Source organism: Telluria sp. RT2P19, assembly GCF_059685725.1.
In genome coordinates this window covers 195,076-213,747 of record NZ_JCASIL010000008.1, presented here as the reverse complement: position 1 = coordinate 213,747, position 18,672 = coordinate 195,076, and the positions used below count along the sequence as shown (strand labels likewise).

The 18,672-nt window shown below is 62.0% G+C and carries 15 protein-coding genes, 1 tRNA gene and 1 pseudogene; 14 read left to right on the top strand and 3 right to left on the bottom strand.

Translation table 11 applies throughout. The features are described from left to right. Window positions 1–253: 253 nt before the first annotated feature. Complete coding sequence (locus AC56KW_RS12635) at window positions 254–1,591, bottom strand: tyrosine-type recombinase/integrase (protein ID WP_497171077.1); 1,338 nt, start codon at window positions 1,589–1,591, stop codon at window positions 254–256. A 123-nt stretch (window positions 1,592–1,714) separates the two neighbouring features. Between AC56KW_RS12635 and AC56KW_RS12630 the strand changes: the two genes are divergently transcribed. After that, window positions 1,715–1,832: transfer RNA gene (locus AC56KW_RS12630), tRNA-Thr, on the top strand. 112 nt (window positions 1,833–1,944) lie between these two features. Continuing rightward, window positions 1,945–3,198 (top strand): annotated as a pseudogene (locus AC56KW_RS12625) (IS3 family transposase). Window positions 3,199–3,595: 397 nt separating this feature from the next. Here AC56KW_RS12625 and AC56KW_RS12620 read toward each other — a convergent pair. Further along, window positions 3,596–4,087: an Hcp family type VI secretion system effector gene (locus AC56KW_RS12620; RefSeq protein WP_497171076.1), complete on the bottom strand. Its 492-nt coding sequence runs from the start codon at window positions 4,085–4,087 to the stop codon at window positions 3,596–3,598. A gap of 123 nt (window positions 4,088–4,210) precedes the next feature. Here AC56KW_RS12620 and AC56KW_RS12615 point away from each other — a divergent pair, with 123 nt between their 5' ends. Both AC56KW_RS12615 and AC56KW_RS12610 read left to right on the top strand, forming a co-directional pair. Next, complete coding sequence (locus AC56KW_RS12615; RefSeq protein WP_497171075.1) at window positions 4,211–4,753, top strand: lysozyme; 543 nt, start codon at window positions 4,211–4,213, stop codon at window positions 4,751–4,753. Between the two features lie 11 nt (window positions 4,754–4,764). Further along, window positions 4,765–5,220, top strand: a complete 456-nt coding sequence (locus AC56KW_RS12610; protein WP_497171074.1) for a hypothetical protein — start codon at window positions 4,765–4,767, stop codon at window positions 5,218–5,220. Window positions 5,221–5,609: 389 nt separating this feature from the next. Here AC56KW_RS12610 and AC56KW_RS12605 read toward each other — a convergent pair whose 3' ends face one another. Then, complete coding sequence (locus AC56KW_RS12605; RefSeq protein ID WP_497171073.1) at window positions 5,610–6,227, bottom strand: cation:proton antiporter domain-containing protein; 618 nt, start codon at window positions 6,225–6,227, stop codon at window positions 5,610–5,612. Between the two features lie 178 nt (window positions 6,228–6,405). Between AC56KW_RS12605 and AC56KW_RS12600 the strand changes: the two genes are divergently transcribed. From AC56KW_RS12600 to AC56KW_RS12555, 10 genes are all read left to right on the top strand, one after another. Further along, window positions 6,406–6,810 carry a hypothetical protein gene (locus tag AC56KW_RS12600; RefSeq protein WP_497171072.1) on the top strand — a complete coding sequence of 135 codons (405 nt, stop codon included), beginning with the start codon at window positions 6,406–6,408 and terminating at the stop codon, window positions 6,808–6,810. A gap of 226 nt (window positions 6,811–7,036) precedes the next feature. Next, the gene (locus tag AC56KW_RS12595; RefSeq protein WP_497171071.1) at window positions 7,037–8,293 is read left to right on the top strand and encodes an ABC transporter substrate-binding protein; all 1,257 of its coding nucleotides are present in this window, start codon (window positions 7,037–7,039) and stop codon (window positions 8,291–8,293) included. 4 nt (window positions 8,294–8,297) lie between these two features. Continuing rightward, window positions 8,298–9,191 carry a carbohydrate ABC transporter permease gene (locus tag AC56KW_RS12590; protein ID WP_497171070.1) on the top strand — a complete coding sequence of 298 codons (894 nt, stop codon included), beginning with the start codon at window positions 8,298–8,300 and terminating at the stop codon, window positions 9,189–9,191. A 26-nt stretch (window positions 9,192–9,217) separates the two neighbouring features. Continuing rightward, complete coding sequence (locus AC56KW_RS12585; protein ID WP_497171083.1) at window positions 9,218–10,081, top strand: carbohydrate ABC transporter permease; 864 nt, start codon at window positions 9,218–9,220, stop codon at window positions 10,079–10,081. 4 nt (window positions 10,082–10,085) lie between these two features. Further along, a complete protein-coding gene (locus tag AC56KW_RS12580; RefSeq protein ID WP_497171069.1) occupies window positions 10,086–11,132 on the top strand; it encodes an ABC transporter ATP-binding protein in 1,047 nt (348 codons plus the stop codon). A 79-nt stretch (window positions 11,133–11,211) separates the two neighbouring features. Further along, window positions 11,212–12,273 (top strand): LacI family DNA-binding transcriptional regulator, encoded by a 1,062-nt coding sequence (locus tag AC56KW_RS12575; protein WP_497171068.1) that lies wholly within the window; start codon window positions 11,212–11,214, stop codon window positions 12,271–12,273. A gap of 131 nt (window positions 12,274–12,404) precedes the next feature. After that, entirely contained in the window at window positions 12,405–13,769 is a 1,365-nt protein-coding gene (locus AC56KW_RS12570; protein WP_497171067.1) for a GH1 family beta-glucosidase, read from the top strand. 45 nt (window positions 13,770–13,814) lie between these two features. After that, window positions 13,815–16,337 (top strand): glycoside hydrolase family 3 protein, encoded by a 2,523-nt coding sequence (locus tag AC56KW_RS12565; protein ID WP_497171066.1) that lies wholly within the window; start codon window positions 13,815–13,817, stop codon window positions 16,335–16,337. Further along, window positions 16,334–17,302 carry a glucokinase gene (locus tag AC56KW_RS12560; RefSeq protein WP_497171065.1) on the top strand — a complete coding sequence of 323 codons (969 nt, stop codon included), beginning with the start codon at window positions 16,334–16,336 and terminating at the stop codon, window positions 17,300–17,302. The genes AC56KW_RS12565 and AC56KW_RS12560 overlap by 4 nt, the downstream gene beginning before the upstream one ends. Before the next feature lie 13 nt (window positions 17,303–17,315). Continuing rightward, a complete protein-coding gene (locus AC56KW_RS12555; RefSeq protein WP_497171064.1) occupies window positions 17,316–18,623 on the top strand; it encodes a sugar MFS transporter in 1,308 nt (435 codons plus the stop codon). Window positions 18,624–18,672: the final 49 nt, after the last annotated feature.

Genomic DNA, 18,672 nt, shown 5'->3' with positions numbered 1-18,672 from the left:
CTGAGACACTCGAGAAACTGCCTACCTGCCCGAACAGCCGAATCGATTCGCTGCTGCCATTTCCGGACTCTACGCCGACCTGATTCCGCTGTGAAGGTGGGGCGGTTGGACGCTTACGGTGCTCTATCAAAGCGAGGCGATTTTCCCCACGACCTTGTCACGCCGGCCCAGTACAGTTCGAACCAGTAAGTGGAACACACAGATGAAACTTATCTCGGTCGGCTTGCACTCGACTGGTTTCCAACGCATGTCTTCAAGAAGCCACGACGCGCAATATTGGTTGTGTCGGTGCTACGGCGATCCCAGCCTGATCGAGTATCCACGCCTCAATCTTCATATGCCAGACTCGCAGCAAATCAAGCGGCCGACGGATGTAGTTCTGCTCACGTACGCCTTGGGGCGCATGCCCCTGAATTTGTGCGGCGATACCATTTGGCGTTTCGACCCACTCGCTCAGGGTTGCGAACGACCGTCGCAAGCCGTGCAGCGTAAGCTTCGGCAAACCGGCCACTGCAACCGCCTCGTTATGAGCAATTCGTGGCTCTGCGATATGTCCCGATGCTGACGTCGGACTGGAGAACACATAGGCGTTCCTACGCGGCAGATTGGTCAGAAGCTCAGCAACGAAAGGCGTCAACGGAACCATCCGAAAATCCTCGACCTTGTCCGAGAGCTTGATGCTGCCCCACTGGAAGTTCACGTCTGCCCACTTCAGTGCAGCGAGTTCCTCGCGCCGGGCACCGGTGACCAGCAGAACCTGAAGGTAGGCTGCAATCACCGGATTTCCGATCTTGCGCACCGCGTTGAACCACGACTGCAACATCTCGCGCTGAAGAACGTCGTGGCGCCGCTTCTCTTTACCCAGGCTTTCGCGAGTCCTCGCGCTCTTGGTCGGATTGGTGGGAACCAGGATCGAATACGTTTTATGCGAAGCACACCAGTTCATGAACGCCTTGAGCAGCCTCCAGGCCAGTCGTGCGCTCGAGGGGCGAATCTTCGCCTCTTCCCTCGCCCAGGCTTCTACCCGCTCATTCGTCAGGTCGACGAGCCGCAGCTTCGACAAAGACCAGAGCGGACCAGCCTTCGTGAGCGCTGGACTGCGTTTCCGAGGCTGGCCACCTTCTTGGATAATCTTGCGATGAGCGGCAATATGGTGATCCGACCAGCCCGCTTCTCGCGTCGCGATGCGATCGGCGATGTACTCAGGCCAAACGTGGCCCAAGCTCACGGACTCGCGCAACTGTTTTTCCTGTTCGGCTACGACCGCCGCTTGCTGCACAGCGCGCGCCGATCTCTCTGCAGCTAACACATCTTCCTTCACTTTTCGCGGGTCCTGGCCATTATCAATCAGGACTTTCAGGCGACGTGCTTCTGCTTGAGCCTTGCCGATGTCCCATGTGCGCGGGTCACCGATCGTTAGCCGGATAGTGACGCCATCCAGCTTCCCCTGAAAAATATAGGACTTGGCCCCTTTCGCCGTTGCCCGCAACCCCAGACCTGGTGAAGCTGTATCCCAAAGGAATGACTGACTCTTCCCGTTCTCGCAGATGAACTCTTCCACCCTGCCTGCCGCGAATTTTACTTTTCTCACTACTACTCCACGAGGATGCTCTGCGTAACCACCATGTAACCGTCATGTAACCGCCATGTAACCCGAATGGTAGCATACTCATCAACACTTATCCACATGAACTCTACAGCAAAAACAGTATAAGCCATTGATTAATAAAGATATGCACTGAACAAATCAACACCACTCAACACTCATGAATACCGATATCCGGTGATTTGTAATCATCAGGTGGCGGGTTCGAGTCCTGCAGTCGGCACCAGAATTATCGTTTAAAATCAGGGGATTACGGAAACGTAGTCCCCTTTTTCGTATAGTGGACCCCGGATTTGAGACGGTGGTTTAAGCTGTTGTCTGTGAAAGGATGGCAGCAGATGAGCGAAGGCAAAAAGCGCAGGGTGCACACGGCAGAATTCAAGGCGAAGGTCGGCTTGGAGGCAGTACGGGGTGTGAAGACGGTGACGGAGATTGCGCAGGAATTTGGCGTACATCCGGTGATGGTTGGCCAGTGGAAAAAAGAGATCCTTGAGAACGCAGGGGTTCTGTTCGACGCCAAGCGTGGGCCGAAGCCAATTGATGAAACGAGCCCCGAGGACAAGCTGTATGGCGAGATCGGGCGTCTGAAAATGGAAGTGGACTGGCTTAAAAAAAAGCTGGGGCCGTGAGCCAGCAGGCCCGTCTGGATTGGATCGAACCCGAGCACGCCAAGCTTCCGGTGACGCGCCAGTGCGAGCTGGCAGGAGTGCCGCGAGCGACGGTGTACCGCCGAATCGATGCAGCATCTCGGCAGGCATGCGAGGACGAAAGCGATCTGGGGCTGTGTGCGCTGATCGACGAAGAATACACCAGCCGGCCGTTTTATGGCAGCAGGCGCATGGTGGTGTTTCTGCGCGCAGTGGGCCACGCTGTCAACCGCAAGCGCGTGCAGCGTCTGATGCGCGGTATGGGCTTGGCAGGCATGGCGCCCGGACCGAATACGAGCAAGGCGCATCCTCGGCACAAGGTCTAATCCGTACCTGTTGCGGGGCGTGCCAGTGATACGACCCAACCAGGTGTGGTCGACAGATATCACCTACATCCGCTTGGCGCGTGGCTTTGTGTACCTGGTAGCCATCATCGACTGGTACAGCCGCAAGGTGCTGTCCTGGCGCATCAGCAACAGCATGGACGCGTCGTTCTGCATGGACTGCCTGGAGGACGCCTTGCGCCATCATGGGCGGCCGGAGGTGTTCAACAGCGATCAGGGTTCGCAGTTCACCAGCACGGCCTTCACGGACGTGCTGAAGCGGGAAGACGTGACGATCAGCATGGATGGCCGTGGGCGCGCGCTGGACAACATCTTCGTCGAGCGACTATGGCGCAACGTGAAGTACGAGGACGTGTACTTGAAGGGGTACGCCAGCATGGCGGAATTGACGGTGGGCTTGGCGCAGTATTTCGCCTTCTACAACGGGCAGCGGCCCCACCAGTCATTGGGCTACCAGACGCCTGACCACGTCTACCGTACAAGCCTTGGCGGCGGCGCGATGATCGTCGACAGGTTCGGCGACGAGGGCGCTGAGCACCAGGGAAAGAGTATGACGGGACAGCGCCGAGCAGCTGATGAAGTGGAACTGGGCACAGCTTAAATTAACCGGCAAAGTGTCTTGACTGACGGGTCCACTTTAGCTGTCGCGTTCCGTGAAGGCTATCCGCGGTGCGTTCCGGCGTTTTCTGACCTGTATGCTGCAGCGTGGGTTCAGGGGTGGGACGACGCGTTTAACGACGCCAGGGAGCCATTTAACGAATCAATGCTCCCGCACTGATGCAAATGCGCTCGATGTTGCTATACAGGCTGTAGGACAATGTTTAGATGTGGGTCGCGTCCTCAGCGTCACCTACGATGTCGGTATCCCGGAGGGTGGTTCTAACGGTGAATACCATTTGCATGTGTCACTCTGCCTGATTCGAGCAGAAGACTAAGTACCAGGCACCATTTGTACTTATTCGCGGGCCTTTTGGCCCGCTTTTTTTCGATTCGCTTGTTCACGCAACTTTATTTGCAGCAAGGTCCCAGCCGCCAACAGTCGAGCCGCCACCGCCGCCGCCTATTTTCTGCTGCGTGTATTTCAATTTCACTTTTGAGAATTTTAAGCTGACATGCTCATGCAGAATTGAACCAGCTTCGATGCCAGGCGAGATTGCGCCGATGAGCACGTTTTCTAGTTCGATTTCGAAATACTTAATCGGCGTCCCGTTACCGTCCGCGCGCATAAACTCGAATTTCGCTTTGGGTATCGTTTTCCCCATAGCGCAGGTCTGCATGAGAATTGGCGACGACAAGTCCGCCATTTTGCTGAACGTGACCTCTTCCAACTCCACTCTCTCTGCCGTATGCCCGCCGCCTGTTGATGCTGTTGCGCTGCGCGGCTGAATCAGCCCCCAATTGACGCTTGCGCATTCAATCCAGTCCTTGTGCTTATCGTCTTGCGATTCGCCCTTGATTCCGTCGATTTGCAGATACACGTCGATAGCCATAAATCCTCCGTATTGTGGGCTTACTATCTTGCCTGAACTAATGCAGAGTCCGCTTGCGAGGTATCAATAACTCTGCCTTCCATAGTGATAAATTGATTGTTTCTCTCGCTTATGGAGCTAGACATGACTAGCAACAATCCCAAGCTCTTAAAACCTACTGCGAAAATGAGAATGTCGCCGGAGGGTCGTGCTCGCCTTCGGGCAACTGAGAAGGCCGTGTATCGCTACTATAACGATATGGGCAAGAATAAGGGGCATTGCACGTGGGGCGTTGGCATTCTCGCGCATAAAGGCGTTTGCACGAAAGAAGAGTTAGGCAAGAAAGTATCTGTTGCGATGGTTGACCAGGAATTCGAGCGACAGATTGCTAAGGCAGAAGGAATCGTTCATCGCAATGTCACTGTTCCGCTCAATCAAGCTCAGTTCGATGCGCTATGCAGCTTAGCTTATAATGCGGGAGCGAAAGGCTCTTTCACTACGTTCGCGTTTGTCAATAACGGCGATTTTGCTGGAGCCGCCGCAAACATGGCGTTAATGATTAAAGTTCAAGTTGTCGAAAAAGGTAAGAAGAAATACGTTATTGCTCCCGGACTAATCAAGCGCCGCGCTGAAGAAGCTGCCCCTTTTCTTGCCAAGGACAAAGCGGCGACCGCCGCTGCTAAATGAGGAGAATTGATATGTCTTTTTTTCGTCTTCTTGCTCAGCGCGTTAATGCTTGGTCAGTCGTTATTGCAGTTGCTATCGTTACGTTGCCTTCTGCGCATGCGTCAGACTCTATTGAACGGCGGGTAACAGGCGACTGGCTGTTTACTGCGGCACTTGACGGTGCGGAGATAGCTTCTCTCGATGAACGCGAGGCTAAGCAACTTCTCGGTCAAGTTTTCACGATAAGGAAAGATAAAGTCAAATTCGGAAAAATGGACTGTGGGAAAACGGAATTCGAAGCGCAAAAAGTCGAACCCCGGCTTCATTTGCGCGAAGAATTTCACGCGAGCTCAAAAGACCTCGGCTTGCCAAACCCGGTTACTGTCGTTGACTTGAGCTGTACGTCGGTATTCATCACGAAACCAAACCATCTAGTGATTTTCTGGCAGGGCTGGTTTTTCGATGCGGTCCGAGTTAAAAAGAAGTGAGCTGTTTCGAAGTGCTCTGACCCAAAATAACAGTGCTTATTCGCGGGCCCCTGTCCCGCTTTTTGCCTTTAGTGGTCCGAGTCGCTGCCCCAAGTATTGCCGGCTATGTCTACGCCACCCATCCCGCCCACCATCGTCAACCCACTTCCTGGGTTGACTAACGCAAGAGCGTCCAGGTACGCGTCTAAGTCCTCGGTATCAGCCGAATCGTACGAATAAATATATTATTAATATCGATTTTATCGGCTAGGGAGTAAGCTACTGACAAATGGCAAAATGATCAAAGCTGTCAATTTCGCAAAATTCGATCAAAACGTTAATCTTGATCAATTTTTCTAATATGCGCGGCTTGGCGAAAAATGCTAAAGCCCGAAGATATTGACGTTTATTTAGAAGTAGTCACACAACTGGAATACCTGGAATGTTCTCGACCCCAGTGTCGGTATTTCCTGCGCCGCAGCAAAGCGCAGCGGCACATTGCCGCGGTCCAGATGCCGGGGCAGTATTGACATGCTTATCTGGCCTTGAGGATGAGCGCGGCCCCCTGCCAACCGATACCAGGCTTCTTCCCTGCTCCAGCCAAGAACGCGTCCGGCGATCCGCACGCCCACCAGCTTGCCCGACACCGAAGCGGCGAGCAGCGCTGCCGCCGCGACGAATACCGCCGCGCCACCGAGCGCCCAGTTCGTCCTCAAGCCCATGCTCAGGAAATAGACCGACATCAGCACCAGCAGCATGTTATGGCGCAGGAAGTCGAGCTTTTCCTGGTCAAACCAGTCCGCATTCATCGCCGCGCCGGCCAGGAACGCGCCCACCATATAGTGCAGGCCGGCCCAGTCGGCCGCGAAACCGCAGATCACCAGCCACACCAGCATCGCGAACCAGCGGTCGCGCTCGGGAATGCTCACCATCAGCTTGCGCAACCGCCCGGTCGCGACGATAAACAGCAGGAAGAAGCCCAATTGCCGCCCGACCCGCTCCCAATCGAGCAGGATCAGCGCCAGCACGCCCCAGATCGCGACATCGTCCAGGCTGGCATACGCAGCATGCGCTGCCCCAGGGCTGGCGCAGGATGTCCAGCTTTTCCATCAAGACGATCAGGATCGGCAGCGCCGTTACCGCGCACGCCATGCCCACGCCCAGCCCGAACTGCCCGCTTTGCGCCTCCGGACCGATCCAGCCGGCATGGCCGAGCATGCCCGCCGCCGCCACGCTGCCGAAGACGAGCGGCATGCCAAGCGCCAGCCAGGCCGTGATCGAACTCTCGCGCCGATGCTCCCACGCCTTCTTGAGATCGAGCTCGATCCCCGCCAGCATCACGAACATCATGAATGCCCACCAGGCGATCCCATTCAAACACTGGATCACCTGCGGATTGAAAACGAAGCCCTAGTATTCCGGATACGCCTTGCCCAGCACGCCAGGTCCCAGCAGCACACCGGTGATGATCTGCACGATGACCAGTGGCGCCCAGTAATCCGTATTGCCGAGCCGCTAGATCAGGTAGGGCACGGTAAAGATCAGCAGCATCGCGATCAGGAAGATTTCTGTGGTATCCATTGCGCCGTGCATTGGACTGTCTGGGGATAATTGTTGTGTCGGACCCACGACAAGGCGGGCCCGCTATGCCTCGCGAGTATCCATGTAAATATCAGACCTCAGCAACGCAGGACCTTAAGCTTCTCCAAAGATTCGTGTCAAAATGACATAATGCAAGATTAGTTTGACCCTGCATGACCCCGATGCTATAGTCGGGCCAAGCCAATGGTAACGTTTCCAACGTGCCAAAAAAATAATGGCGTTGAATGGAGACACGATGGTCACACCCCGCACCCTGGCTACAGCCTGCGCACGGCTGTGCGCCGCTGCCTATGCGCTTGGACTGGCGATTGCGCCAGCGCATGCTGCCGCGCCGAAGGCGGAAGTCATCCATTGGTGGACCTCCGGCGGCGAGTCGAGCGCTGTCAAGCAGGTCGCCCAGGCCTATCGCGCCGCCGGCGGCGTGTGGATCGACAGCGCCATCGCCGGCGGCGACCAGTCGCGCGCCGTCACCATCAACCGCATCATCGGCGGCAATCCGCCGACCGCCGCCCAGTTCAACACCTCGAAACAGTTCACCGACGTGATCGAGCAGGACATGCTCAACAACGTCGACCTGGTCGCCCAGGCTCAGGACTGGGACCGCATCCTGCCCGAGCCGCTGATCGACGTGATCAAGCACGATGGCCACTACTATGCGGTGCCGCTCAACATCCACATGCAGACCTGGATCTGGTATTCGAAAGCCGCCTTCCGGAAGGCCGGCATCGACCAGGAACCGGCCAGCATCGACGAACTGTTCGCCGCCCTCGACAAGCTGAAGGCCGCCGGCCTGGTGCCGCTGGCCCACGGCGGCCAGTCGTGGCAGGAGACGGTGCTGTTCTCGGCCCTGCTGGCCAATATCGGCGGCCGCGAACTGTACCTCAAGGTGATCCGTGACCGCGACCAGGCCACGATCCTATCGCCGCGATTTCGCAACGTGCTGCTCGCCTTCAAGCGCATGAAGTCCTATGTCGATGCCGGTTCGCCGGGGCGCAACTGGAACGACGCCACCGCGATGCTCATCGCGGGCCGGGCCGGCTTCCAGGTGATGGGCGACTGGGCCAAGGGCGAATTCACCAACGCCGGCCAGCTGCCGGGCCAGCACTACGGCTGCATCCCGGGTCTCAAGCCCGACACGCCCTACCTGATGCAGGGCGATGTCTTCGTTTTCCCGCGCACCGACAAGGCGGACGCGATCAAGGCCCAGCAACTGTTGGCCGACGTCGTCTCCCAGCCCGCGCTGCAAGTAGCCTTCAGCAAGCTGAAAGGCTCGATCCCGGTGCGCCTGGACGCCGATGCGTCGCAGCTGGACATCTGCGCGCAGAAGGGTATCGAGATCGTCAAGGACCGCTCGCGCCAGCTGGGCGTCACCGAGGTCTACCTGACGCCCGACCAGAACGGCGCCATGCAGGATATCCTGACCGCCTACTGGAACATGGACATCAGGGTGGACAAGGTCCAGCGCAGCATCGCCAACGCCCTCAAGTACTGACGCCATGCTCGCCAAACGCCCCCCTGTCCGACTGGCTACCCACATTGCCCTCCTGCCGCTGGCGCTGGTGGCGCTGGGCGCCTATATCGGTGGCGCGCTGTGGACGCTGCGCACGTCGTTCACCGCCTCGCGTACCTTCCCGTCCGACACCTTCATCGGCGCCGCACAATACGTGCGCCTGTTCGACAACGAGCGCTGGCTGCTCTCGCTGCACAACCTCGCCATCTACGGCATCGCGTTCATCCTGGCCTGCATGGCGATCGGCTTCCTGCTCGCCGTCTTCATCGACCAGAACGTCAAGGGCGAAGGCCTGCTGCGCACCGTGTTCCTGTACCCGTACGCGATGTCCTTCATCGCCACCGGCCTGGTATGGCAATGGCTGCTGGCGCCCGGCAGCGGCGTCGAAGGCGCCGTACGCCGGATGGGCTTTCAAGACTTTTCGTTCGACTGGCTCGTGCACCAGGACCTGGTCATCTACACCGTCGTGATCGCCACCGTGTGGCAGGCCTCGGGCCTGGTCATGGCCCTGATGCTGGCCGGCCTGCGCGGCATCGATCCCGAAATCTACAAGGCCGCGCGCCTGGACGGCGTCCCGGCCTGGCGCGTGTATCTGCAGATCGTGTTGCCGATGCTCGGCCCTTCGGTCGCCACCGTGTTCCTGCTGCTGTCTACGGCGGTAGTGAAACTGTTCGACGCCGTGGTCGCGATGACACAGGGCGGCCCCGGTATTGCCAGCGAAGTGCCGGCCAAGTTCATCATGGACCACCTGTTCCTGCGTTCGAACATCGGCCTGGCCTCGGCCGGCGCAGTCACGCTGCTGATCCCGGTGCTGGCCTTGCTCGCGCCGTACGCCTACGCCCGCAGCCGCCGCGCGCGCCTGGCTGGAGGGCACGCATGAACCAGCTGCGCGCCGTCGCCCCGCCCATGCCGATTGCACATGCCCCCGCCGCCGCCCGCCGCAAGCGCCTGTTTACGCCCGCGCGCCTCGGCGTCTATGCCTTCCTGTTCAGCGCCGCGCTGTTCTTCCTGCTGCCGCTGTACGTCATGATCATCACCTCGTTCAAGCCGATGGACGAGATCAGGATGGGCAATGTGTTCGCCCTGCCCCATGGAGCCACGCTCGAGCCGTGGCGCGCGGCCTGGGTCGCGGTCAGCCAGGGCTTCTGGAATTCGGTGGCGATCGCCGTGCCCAGCACCGTGATCCCGATCCTGCTCGGCGCCGTGAACGGCTACGCGCTGTCGTTCTGGCGTCCGCGTGGCGCCAACCTGCTGTTCGGCGTGCTGCTGGCCGGCGCCTTCATCCCGGTGCAGGTGATGATCTATCCGCTGGTGTGGATGATGGCGCATGCTGGCGTATTCGGTTCGCTGCCTGCCATCGTGATGGTGCACGTCATCTTCGGCATGCCGCTCATGACCCTCTTGTTCCGCAATTACTATGCCTCGGTGCCGCACGAGCTGTTCCAGGCCGCGCGCATCGACGGCGGCGGCTTCTGGCGCATCTTCTTGCAGGTGATGCTGCCGATGTCGCTGCCAATCATCGTCGTGGCCGCGATCATGCAGGTCACCGGCGTCTGGAACGACTACATCCTGGGCCTGGTGTTCGCCGGCCGCGAGAACCTGCCGATGACGGTCCAGCTGAACAACGTGATCAACACCACTACCGGCACCCGCCTGTACAACGTCAACATGGCCGCGACCATCCTGACCGCCGCGGTGCCGCTGGCGATCTACTTCATCTCCGGACGCTGGTTCGTGCGCGGCATCGCCGCCGGCGCCGTGAAAGGCTGACCCTATGTCGAACGTCCACCTACGCAAGCTGTGCATCACCCGCGGCAGCAACCAGATCATCCGCGACCTCGACCTGCAAATCGAGCCGGGAGAATTCCTGGTGCTGCTCGGCCCTTCGGGCTGCGGCAAGTCGACCCTGCTGCACAGCATTGCCGGCCTGATCGACCTGTCGGGCGGCGCGATCGAGATCGGCGGCCGCGACATGAGCCACGCCGACCCGAGTGAGCGCGGGATCGGCATGGTATTCCAGTCGTATGCGCTGTACCCAACGATGACGGTCGAAAAGAATATGTCGTTCGGCCTGAAGATCGCCGGCACGCCCAAGGCGGAAGTGCAGCGCCGCGTGCGCAAGACGGCCGAGATGCTGCAGCTCGACGCCCTGTTGGAGCGCAAGCCGTCCCAGCTCTCGGGCGGCCAGCGCCAACGGGTCGCCATCGGCCGCGCGCTGGTGCGCGAAGCCGGCGTCTACCTGTTCGACGAACCGCTGTCGAACCTCGACGCCAAGCTGCGCGCCGAACTGCGCCGCGAACTCAAGCTGCTGCACCAGACGCTCGGTTCGACCATGGTCTACGTGACCCACGACCAGGCCGAGGCGATGACGCTTGCGACCCGCATCGTGGTGATGCAGGCGGGCCGCATCCAGCAGATCGGCACCCCGGCCGAGGTCTACGACACGCCCGCCAACCGCTTCGTGGCGGGCTTCCTCGGTTCTCCCTCGATGAATTTCATCGAGGGCAGCGTCGATGTGCAGGGAGCCTTTTGCGCCGGCGCGCTCACGCTCCCGCTAGCGAACGACGCGCAACCGGGCGCCGTCACACTGGCCGCGCGCCCGGAACACATTCACATCAACGACCATGGTCCCATGCAGGCCACGATCACCCTGGTCGAGCCGATGGGAAACCACCAGGTGGTGTGGCTCGATTGCGCCGGCCAGGCCCTATCTTGCCTCGTGCACGACGCGCGGCCGCTGGCGTCCGGCCAGGCGGTGCGCCTCACGATCGACACCGGCCGCGTGTCGTTGTTCGATCCACGCAGCGGGCAGCGGCTCTGAGCAAGTGGTGCCATCGGCACGCGGATGCAGTATGCTTGGCGGCTGGTTTGATCAACGTATTTAACGAATAGGGATCGCGGTGGCGACAATCAAGGACGTAGCGCGGTTGGCTGGAGTAGGTCTCGGCACCGCCTCGCGCGTGGTCAGCGGCAAGGGCTCGGTATCGCCGGCCACGCTCGAGCGCGTGCGCAAGGCGATCGACGAGCTGGGCTTCCGGCCCTCGCATGCGGCGCGCGCCCTGCTGTCCGGCACCAGCCGGATGGTCGGCGTCTACATCCCTGTCCTGTCCGGCACCTTCTACACGCCGATCCTGCAGATCATCGACACCGAGCTGCGCGCGGCCGGCCTGCACATGGTGGTCGCCTTCGGCGTCGGCCTGGGCGACGCGCGCAACCAGGCGATCGAAGGCATCGAATTCCTGATCGAGCGCGGTTGCGACGGCCTGCTCATGATGACCAGCGCCCTACTCGACGCAGACATCGCGGCCCTGGGCGGCAAGCAGCGCCTGATCGTCGCGCTCAATCACGCCTTCAGCGAGATCCCCGAACAATGCTTCACGGTCGACCACGCACAGGGCGGCCGCATGGCGGCGCGCACGCTGCTCGATTACGGCCACCGCGACATCGCCGTCATCTCCGGCCCGAACGCGCTAGTCGACAACGTGGCGCGTATCGATGGCTTCATGCACGAACTGAAAGATGCCGGCGTCGACACCGATAAGGTGTGGCTGGTCGAAAGCGACTTTTCGCCGCAGGGTGGCTGGCATGCCGCCAAGGCCCTGGTCGAATCGAAGACGCCGTGCACCGCCCTGTTCTGCGCCAACGACGAGATGGCGGTGGGCGCCCTGTCGTACTTCCAGGAAGCCGGTATCAGCGTGCCGCGCGACCTGTCGGTGATCGGCTACGACGACACGCCCAGCGCCGAATTCTCGGCGCCGCGCCTGACGTCGGTGCACATGCCATGGCGCGAAATGACGCAGAACGGCGTCAACGCCCTGCTCAACCGCTGCTACGACTTGAAGCGCCCGGTGGCGCGCAAGTTCCCGGTCGGCGTGACCATGCGTGCGTCGCTGGCCAGGATCGGCGGCGCGAAGCCCTTGAAACCCAAGCGCGCTACCAAAGTTGGCAATAAAAAGACATGAGGCACGCAAGCGGCGCCGCCGCGGGCCGCTTGCGGCCATTTTTTTGAGACTAGACTGGAAAGCTTTCCAATGACTTGGTAAGCTCTCCGGAAAACGATATTCGACATACCTCCATTACCTGAAGCGAGACCATGACCACTGCCAACCGACCCGAGCCTCACGCGCCGCAGCGCAGCGATTTTGCCCGCGACTTCCTGTGGGGCTGCGCCACCTCGTCATACCAGATCGAAGGCGCCGGCCGTGAAGACGGCCGCGTGGAATCGATCTGGGACCGCTTCGCCGCCACGCCCGGCACGATCCGCGACGGCTCGGATGGTTTGGTGGCCTGCGACCACTACCATCGCTGGCCGGAAGACTTCGACATCGCGCGTGGCATGGGCCTGAACGCCTACCGCTTTTCGTTCGCCTGGCCCCGCATCTACACCGGCGTCATGGGCCAGCCGAACCAGAAAGGCCTGGACTTCTATTCGCGCCTGATCGACGGCATGCTCGAACGCGGTCTGCAGCCATGGGCCACGCTGTATCACTGGGACTTGCCGCAGGCGCTGCAGGACGAAGGCGGCTGGGAAAACCGCGCCACCATCGACGCCTTCCTCGATTACACCGACGCCATGACGCGCGCGCTCGGCGACCGCGTCAAGCACTGGATCACCCACAACGAACCGTGGTGCACGGCGATCATCGGCAACTTCGAAGGCTGGCATGCGCCAGGCAAGACCGACCTGAAAGCCGCGCTGCAGGTCGCGCACAATGTGCTGGTCTCGCATGGCAAGGCGGTGCCGCTGATCCGCGCCAACGTCCCGGATGCGGAGGTGGGCATGGCGGTCAGCCTGCACCCGCTGCGCGCGGCCAGCGACAGCCCTGAAGATATCGCGGCCAAGGAACGCCACGACGGCATGCGCTATCGCTGGTTCCTCGACCCGCTGTTCGGCCGCGGTTATCCGCAAGCCACGCGCGAGCGGTTCGGCGCCGCCGCGCCCGACATCGAACCGGGTGACATGGAAGCGATCGCGGTCAAGACCGACTTCATGGGCGTCAACTACTACTTCCCCGAAGTCATCCAGCACGAGGCCGCCCATGCGCCACTCGACGCGAAAGTGCTGCCGACCACCAGCGGCGAAATCACCGCAATGGGCTGGCCGGTGTCGCCGGAAGGCTTCACTGAACTTCTCACCCGCATCGAGAACGACTACCACCCGGGTCCGATGTACGTGACCGAGAACGGCTCGGCCTTCGAGGACGTGGTGGGCCCGGATGGCGAGATCGACGACGCCCAGCGCCGTCACTACCTGATGCGCCACCTGGCCGCCATGAAGGAGGCGATCGACGCCGGCGCGCCGATCAGGGGTTATTTCGCCTGGAGCCTGCTCGACAACTTCGAGTGGGCCGAAGGCTACCAGCGCCGCTTCGGCCTGGTGCACATCGACTACGCCACACAGCAGCGCCGCCTGAAGAACAGCGGCAAATGGTACGGTTCCTTCCTGCGCCAGGAATGATCCCTTACTCAAACGACTTCAACGAACAATAAAGCGAGACAACCCATGATCATCAAGCTTCGTCCTTCCACGCTGGCCCTTTGCATCGCCCTTGCCCTGCCAGCGCTCTGCGGCGCCGCCGCCCCGGCCGATACCACCCTGGCCGACTGGCCGCGCGTAGCCAGCGCCATCAAGAAGGATGAAGCGATCGAGAAGCGGGTCAAGGAAATCGTCGGCAAGATGACGCTGGCCCAGAAGGTCGGCCAGATGACCCAGCCCGAGATCAAGACCGCCAAGCCGGAAGACGTAAGGAAATACTATCTGGGCTCGGTGCTCAACGGCGGCGGCAGCTGGCCGAACAATAACAAGGCGGCCGACGCCAAGGAATGGCTGGCGCTGGCCCAGGCCTACCACGTGGCCTCGATGAAGACCGACATGGCGATCAAGGTGCCGGTGGTGTGGGGTACGGACGCCGTCCACGGCCACAACAACGTGCCGGGCGCCACGCTGTTCCCGCACAATATCGGCCTGGGTGCAGCGCGCAATCCGCAACTGATGCGCGAGATCGGCGCCGCCACCGCCAGGGCCGTACGCGCAACCGGCATCGCCTGGGTGTTCGGCCCGACCCTGGCCGTGGTGCGCGACGACCGATGGGGCCGCACCTATGAAAGCTATGCCGAGCATCCGGAGGTCGTGCGCAGCTATGCCGGCGAATACGTCAAGGGCATGCAGGGCGTGTTCAAGGACGACGCCAACACCATCGCCACCGCCAAGCACTTCATCGGCGACGGCGGGACCAAAAACGGCAAGGACCGCGGCGTGACCGAGGCCTCGCAAGCAGACCTGATCAATATCCACGGCGCCGGCTACTTCCCGGCCCTGGAGGCGGGCGCCCAGACCGTGATGTCGTCGTTTAACAGCTGGACCGATACCGCGAGCGGCACCGAATACGGAAAACTCCACGGCAGCAAGTACGCGCTGACCGACATCCTCAAGGTCAAGATGGGCTTCGACGGCTTCATCGTCACCGACTGGAACGGCATCGGCGAAGTGAAGGGCTGCCGCAACGACAGCTGCCCCCAGGCGATCAACGCCGGCAACGACATGTTCATGGTGCCGGACGACTGGAAGGCCTTCATCGCCAATACCATCAAGCAGGTGGAAAGCGGCGAGATCCCGATGGCGCGTATCGACGACGCGGTGTCACGCATCATCCGCGTCAAGCTGCGCGCCGGCCTGTTCGACAAGAGCCCGATGCAGAACGCCCATGCCGGCAAGGACGACGCCATGCAGGCACGCGCGCTGGCGCGCCGGGCGGTGCGCGAATCGCTGGTGCTGCTCAAGAACGAAGGCCCGGCCCTGCCCCTGAAACGCGACCAGAAGATCCTGGTAGTGGGCAAGAGCGCCGACGATCTGTCGAACCAGAGCGGCGGCTGGTCGATCACCTGGCAAGGCACCGCCACCACCAATGCCGACTTCAAGAACGCCGACACCATCCTGGCCGGCATCGTTGACGCGGCCGGCAAGGACAACGTGACCTTCAGCCCGGATGCGAAAGGCGTCGACGTGTCGAAGTTCGACGTCGTCGTCGCCGTGATCGGCGAGCGTCCATATGCCGAAGGCGACGGCGACATCCACCCCTCGGGCACGCTGCGCCACAGCAGCCGCTATCCGGAAGACCTGGCCGTACTGAAGGCGGTCGGCGGCAAGGGCAAGCCAGTGGTCACGGTGATGGTCACCGGCCGCCCGGTGTATGCCAACGACCTGCTGAACCTCTCGGACACCTTCATCTCGGCCTGGTTGCCGGGCTCCGAAGGCAAGGGTGTGTCGGACTTGCTGATCGAAGGCCGGCAACGTTACGACTTCCGCGGCGTTCTGCCGTTCTCGTGGCCGAAGTCGGCCTGCCAGGTCAAGCTGAACGTAGGCGACAAGGAGTACGCGCCGCTGTTCGCCTACGGTTATGGCCTGAAAGCCGGCACCCGCTCCAGGCTGGGCAAGCTCGATGAAACCATCCCGCAAGGCGGCTGCAGCGCCGGAAATACCTTCCCGGTGTTCAGCCAGGCCGACCGCACCAGCTACCCGCTGGCGATCCGCAGCGGCGCGCAAACCACTGTGCTCGGCGCCGACCTGAACGCCAGCTTCAAGCTGCCTGGCATCACCGTCACCACCGCCCAGGTCAATACCCAGCAGGATGCCAAGCGCGGCGACTGGACCGGCCCGGCGACCCTCGAAGCGCGCGGCCCGCGCGCCATCGTGCTGCCGGCGGCGGCGGTCAAGGATGGCGCGCTGCGCTTCGATACCATCGTCGCCCAGGCGCCGGCCGGCAAGGTGACACTGTCGATGCGCCAGGGCGCCACCAGCGTCGACCTGGATGCGACCGCCCTGTTCAAGCGCCTGGCGATCGGCGCCAAGAACACCGTGTCGATCCCCCTGGCCTGCTTCCAGGCCAAGGGCCTCGACCTGGCCAGGGTCGATACGCCGTTCGCCGTCACCAGCGATGCGGCCTTCGCGGCGGCCTTCGCCAATATCGAGATTGCCGGCGGCGCCGCCAGGGAAGCAGGCTCCGTGCAGTGCGGCGAGCTGAAATGACGGCGGAGCTGCGGCTGCTGGCCGACATCGGCGGCACCAATGCGCGCTTCGCCATCCAGTCGGATACGGGGCCGAAGCTCGACGACATCGAGGTGCTGGCGGCCGCCGGCTATCCGGACCTGGGCGACGCGATGCGCGCTTATCTGGCGAACGCCCGCGGCCGCGGGCTGGCCGTCGAGACCATCCGCCATGCGGCGATCGCGATCGCCAATCCGGTCGAGGGCGACGAGATCAGGATGACCAATCACCACTGGCAGTTCTCGATCGAGGCCCTGCGCCGCGAGCTGGGCCTGACCACGCTGCTGGTGGTGAATGACTTCGCCGCGCTGGCGATGTCGCTGCCGCACCTGGCGCAGCACGGGCGCGAGAAGATCGGCGGCGGCGTCGAGTTGCCGAACCGGACGATCGGCCTGGTCGGCCCCGGCACCGGCCTGGGCGTCTCGGGGGTGGTGCCGGCCGGCGAGCGCTGGATCGCGCTGTCGGGAGAAGGAGGACACGTCAGCTTCGCGCCCGTGACCCGCGACGAAGTGGCGATCCTGGAAGCGCTGTGGGGAGAATACGGCCACGTCTCGGCCGAGCGCCTGCTGTCGGGGATGGGCATGGAACTGATCCACTGGGCCCGCACCGGCAAGCGTCTCAAGGCGGCCGACATCAGCAGCGCGGCGCTGGATGGGTCATCGAGCGATTGCCGCGGGTCGGTCGACGTGTTCTGCGCCATCCTGGGCAGCGTGGCGGGCAACGTCGCGCTGACCCTGGGCGCGACCGGCGGCATGTATATCGGTGGCGGCATCGTGCCGCGCCTTGGCCCCCTGTTCGCGCAGTCCGCGTTTCGCGCGCGCTTCGAGGACAAGGGGCGCCTGAATGGTTATTTGGCACGCATCCCGACCTACTTGATCACCGAACAATACCCCGCATTGCGAGGGGTTTCGGCTATGCTGTCGGCTCATATCGCTACTCTGCAATAACAACGGAGACTCCATGCAGAACCCAGTCCAGAATCCGACCGTGGCCAGCGCCGCCACGGAAGCGGAGCACAACCAGCACACCGGTGCGCTGGTCATCGTCACCATCCTGTTCTTCATGTGGGGCCTGATCACGTCGCTCAACGACGTCCTGATCCCGCACCTGAAGTCGATCTACACCCTCACCTACATGCAGGCGATGCTGGTGCAGTTCTGCTTCTTCGGCGCTTATTTCATCGTGTCGTTGCCGGCCGGCGCCCTGATCCGCCGCCTGGGCTACCAGAACGGCGCCGTCACCGGCCTGCTGATCGCGGCCGCCGGCTGCGCCCTGTTCTACCCGGCCTCGAACGGTGGCTACGGCATGTTCCTGTTCGCCCTGTTCGTGCTGGCCAGTGGCATCACCATCCTGCAGGTGGCGGCCAATCCCTACGTCACCGCACTGGGCCCGGCGCGCACCGCGGCCAGCCGCCTGACCCTGACGCAAGCATTCAACTCGCTCGGCACCACGGTGGCGCCGGCGCTGGGCGGCATCCTGATCCTGTCGACCGTGGTCCTCTCGGCAGACCAGCTGGCCCTGCTGCCGGCAGCCGAACAGGCCGCGCACAAGGCCGCGGAAGCGGCCGCCGTGCAAGGCCCCTACCTGGGCCTGGCCGCCGCGCTGGCGCTGTTGGCGGTGCTGTTCGCGATGGCGCGCCTGCCGAAGATCGCGTTCGAAGACACCACCACCGCGGCGGTCGATGCCAAGGGCGGCGCGCTGTCGTATCGCCACCTGATATTGGGCGCGCTGGGCATCTTCCTGTACGTGGGCGCCGAGGTGAGCATCGGCAGCTTCCTGATCAACTTCATCGGCGAGCCGCACATCGCCGGCCTGTCGCATGCCGACGCCGCGCGCTACGTCAGCATGTACTGGGGCGGCGCCCTGGTCGGCCGCTTCATCGGCTTTGCCGTGATGCGTTATGTCAGCCCGGGCAAGTCGCTGGCCGTGACCGCGCTCGGCTCGATCGCGCTGGTCCTGACCGCGATCTTCACCGAAGGCAGCCTGGCGATGTGGGCGATCGTGGCCGTGGGCCTGTGCAATTCGATCATGTTCCCGACCATCTTCAGCATGGCGCTGCACGGCCTGGGCAAGTTCACCGGTCAGGGTTCGGGCATCCTGTGCATGGCCATCGTGGGCGGCGCCGTGGTGCCGTTCGTGCAGGGCATCCTGGCCGACACCATCGGCCTGCAGATCTCGTTCATGGTGCCGGCGGCCTGCTACCTGTTCATCCTGTACTACGGTGTGAAATACGCCAACCTGCACAAAGAGAAGATCGCTGCCGAGTAATCGGCGTCGGCGCAAGAGACAAGGCCCGCAGCATGCTGCGGGCCTTTTT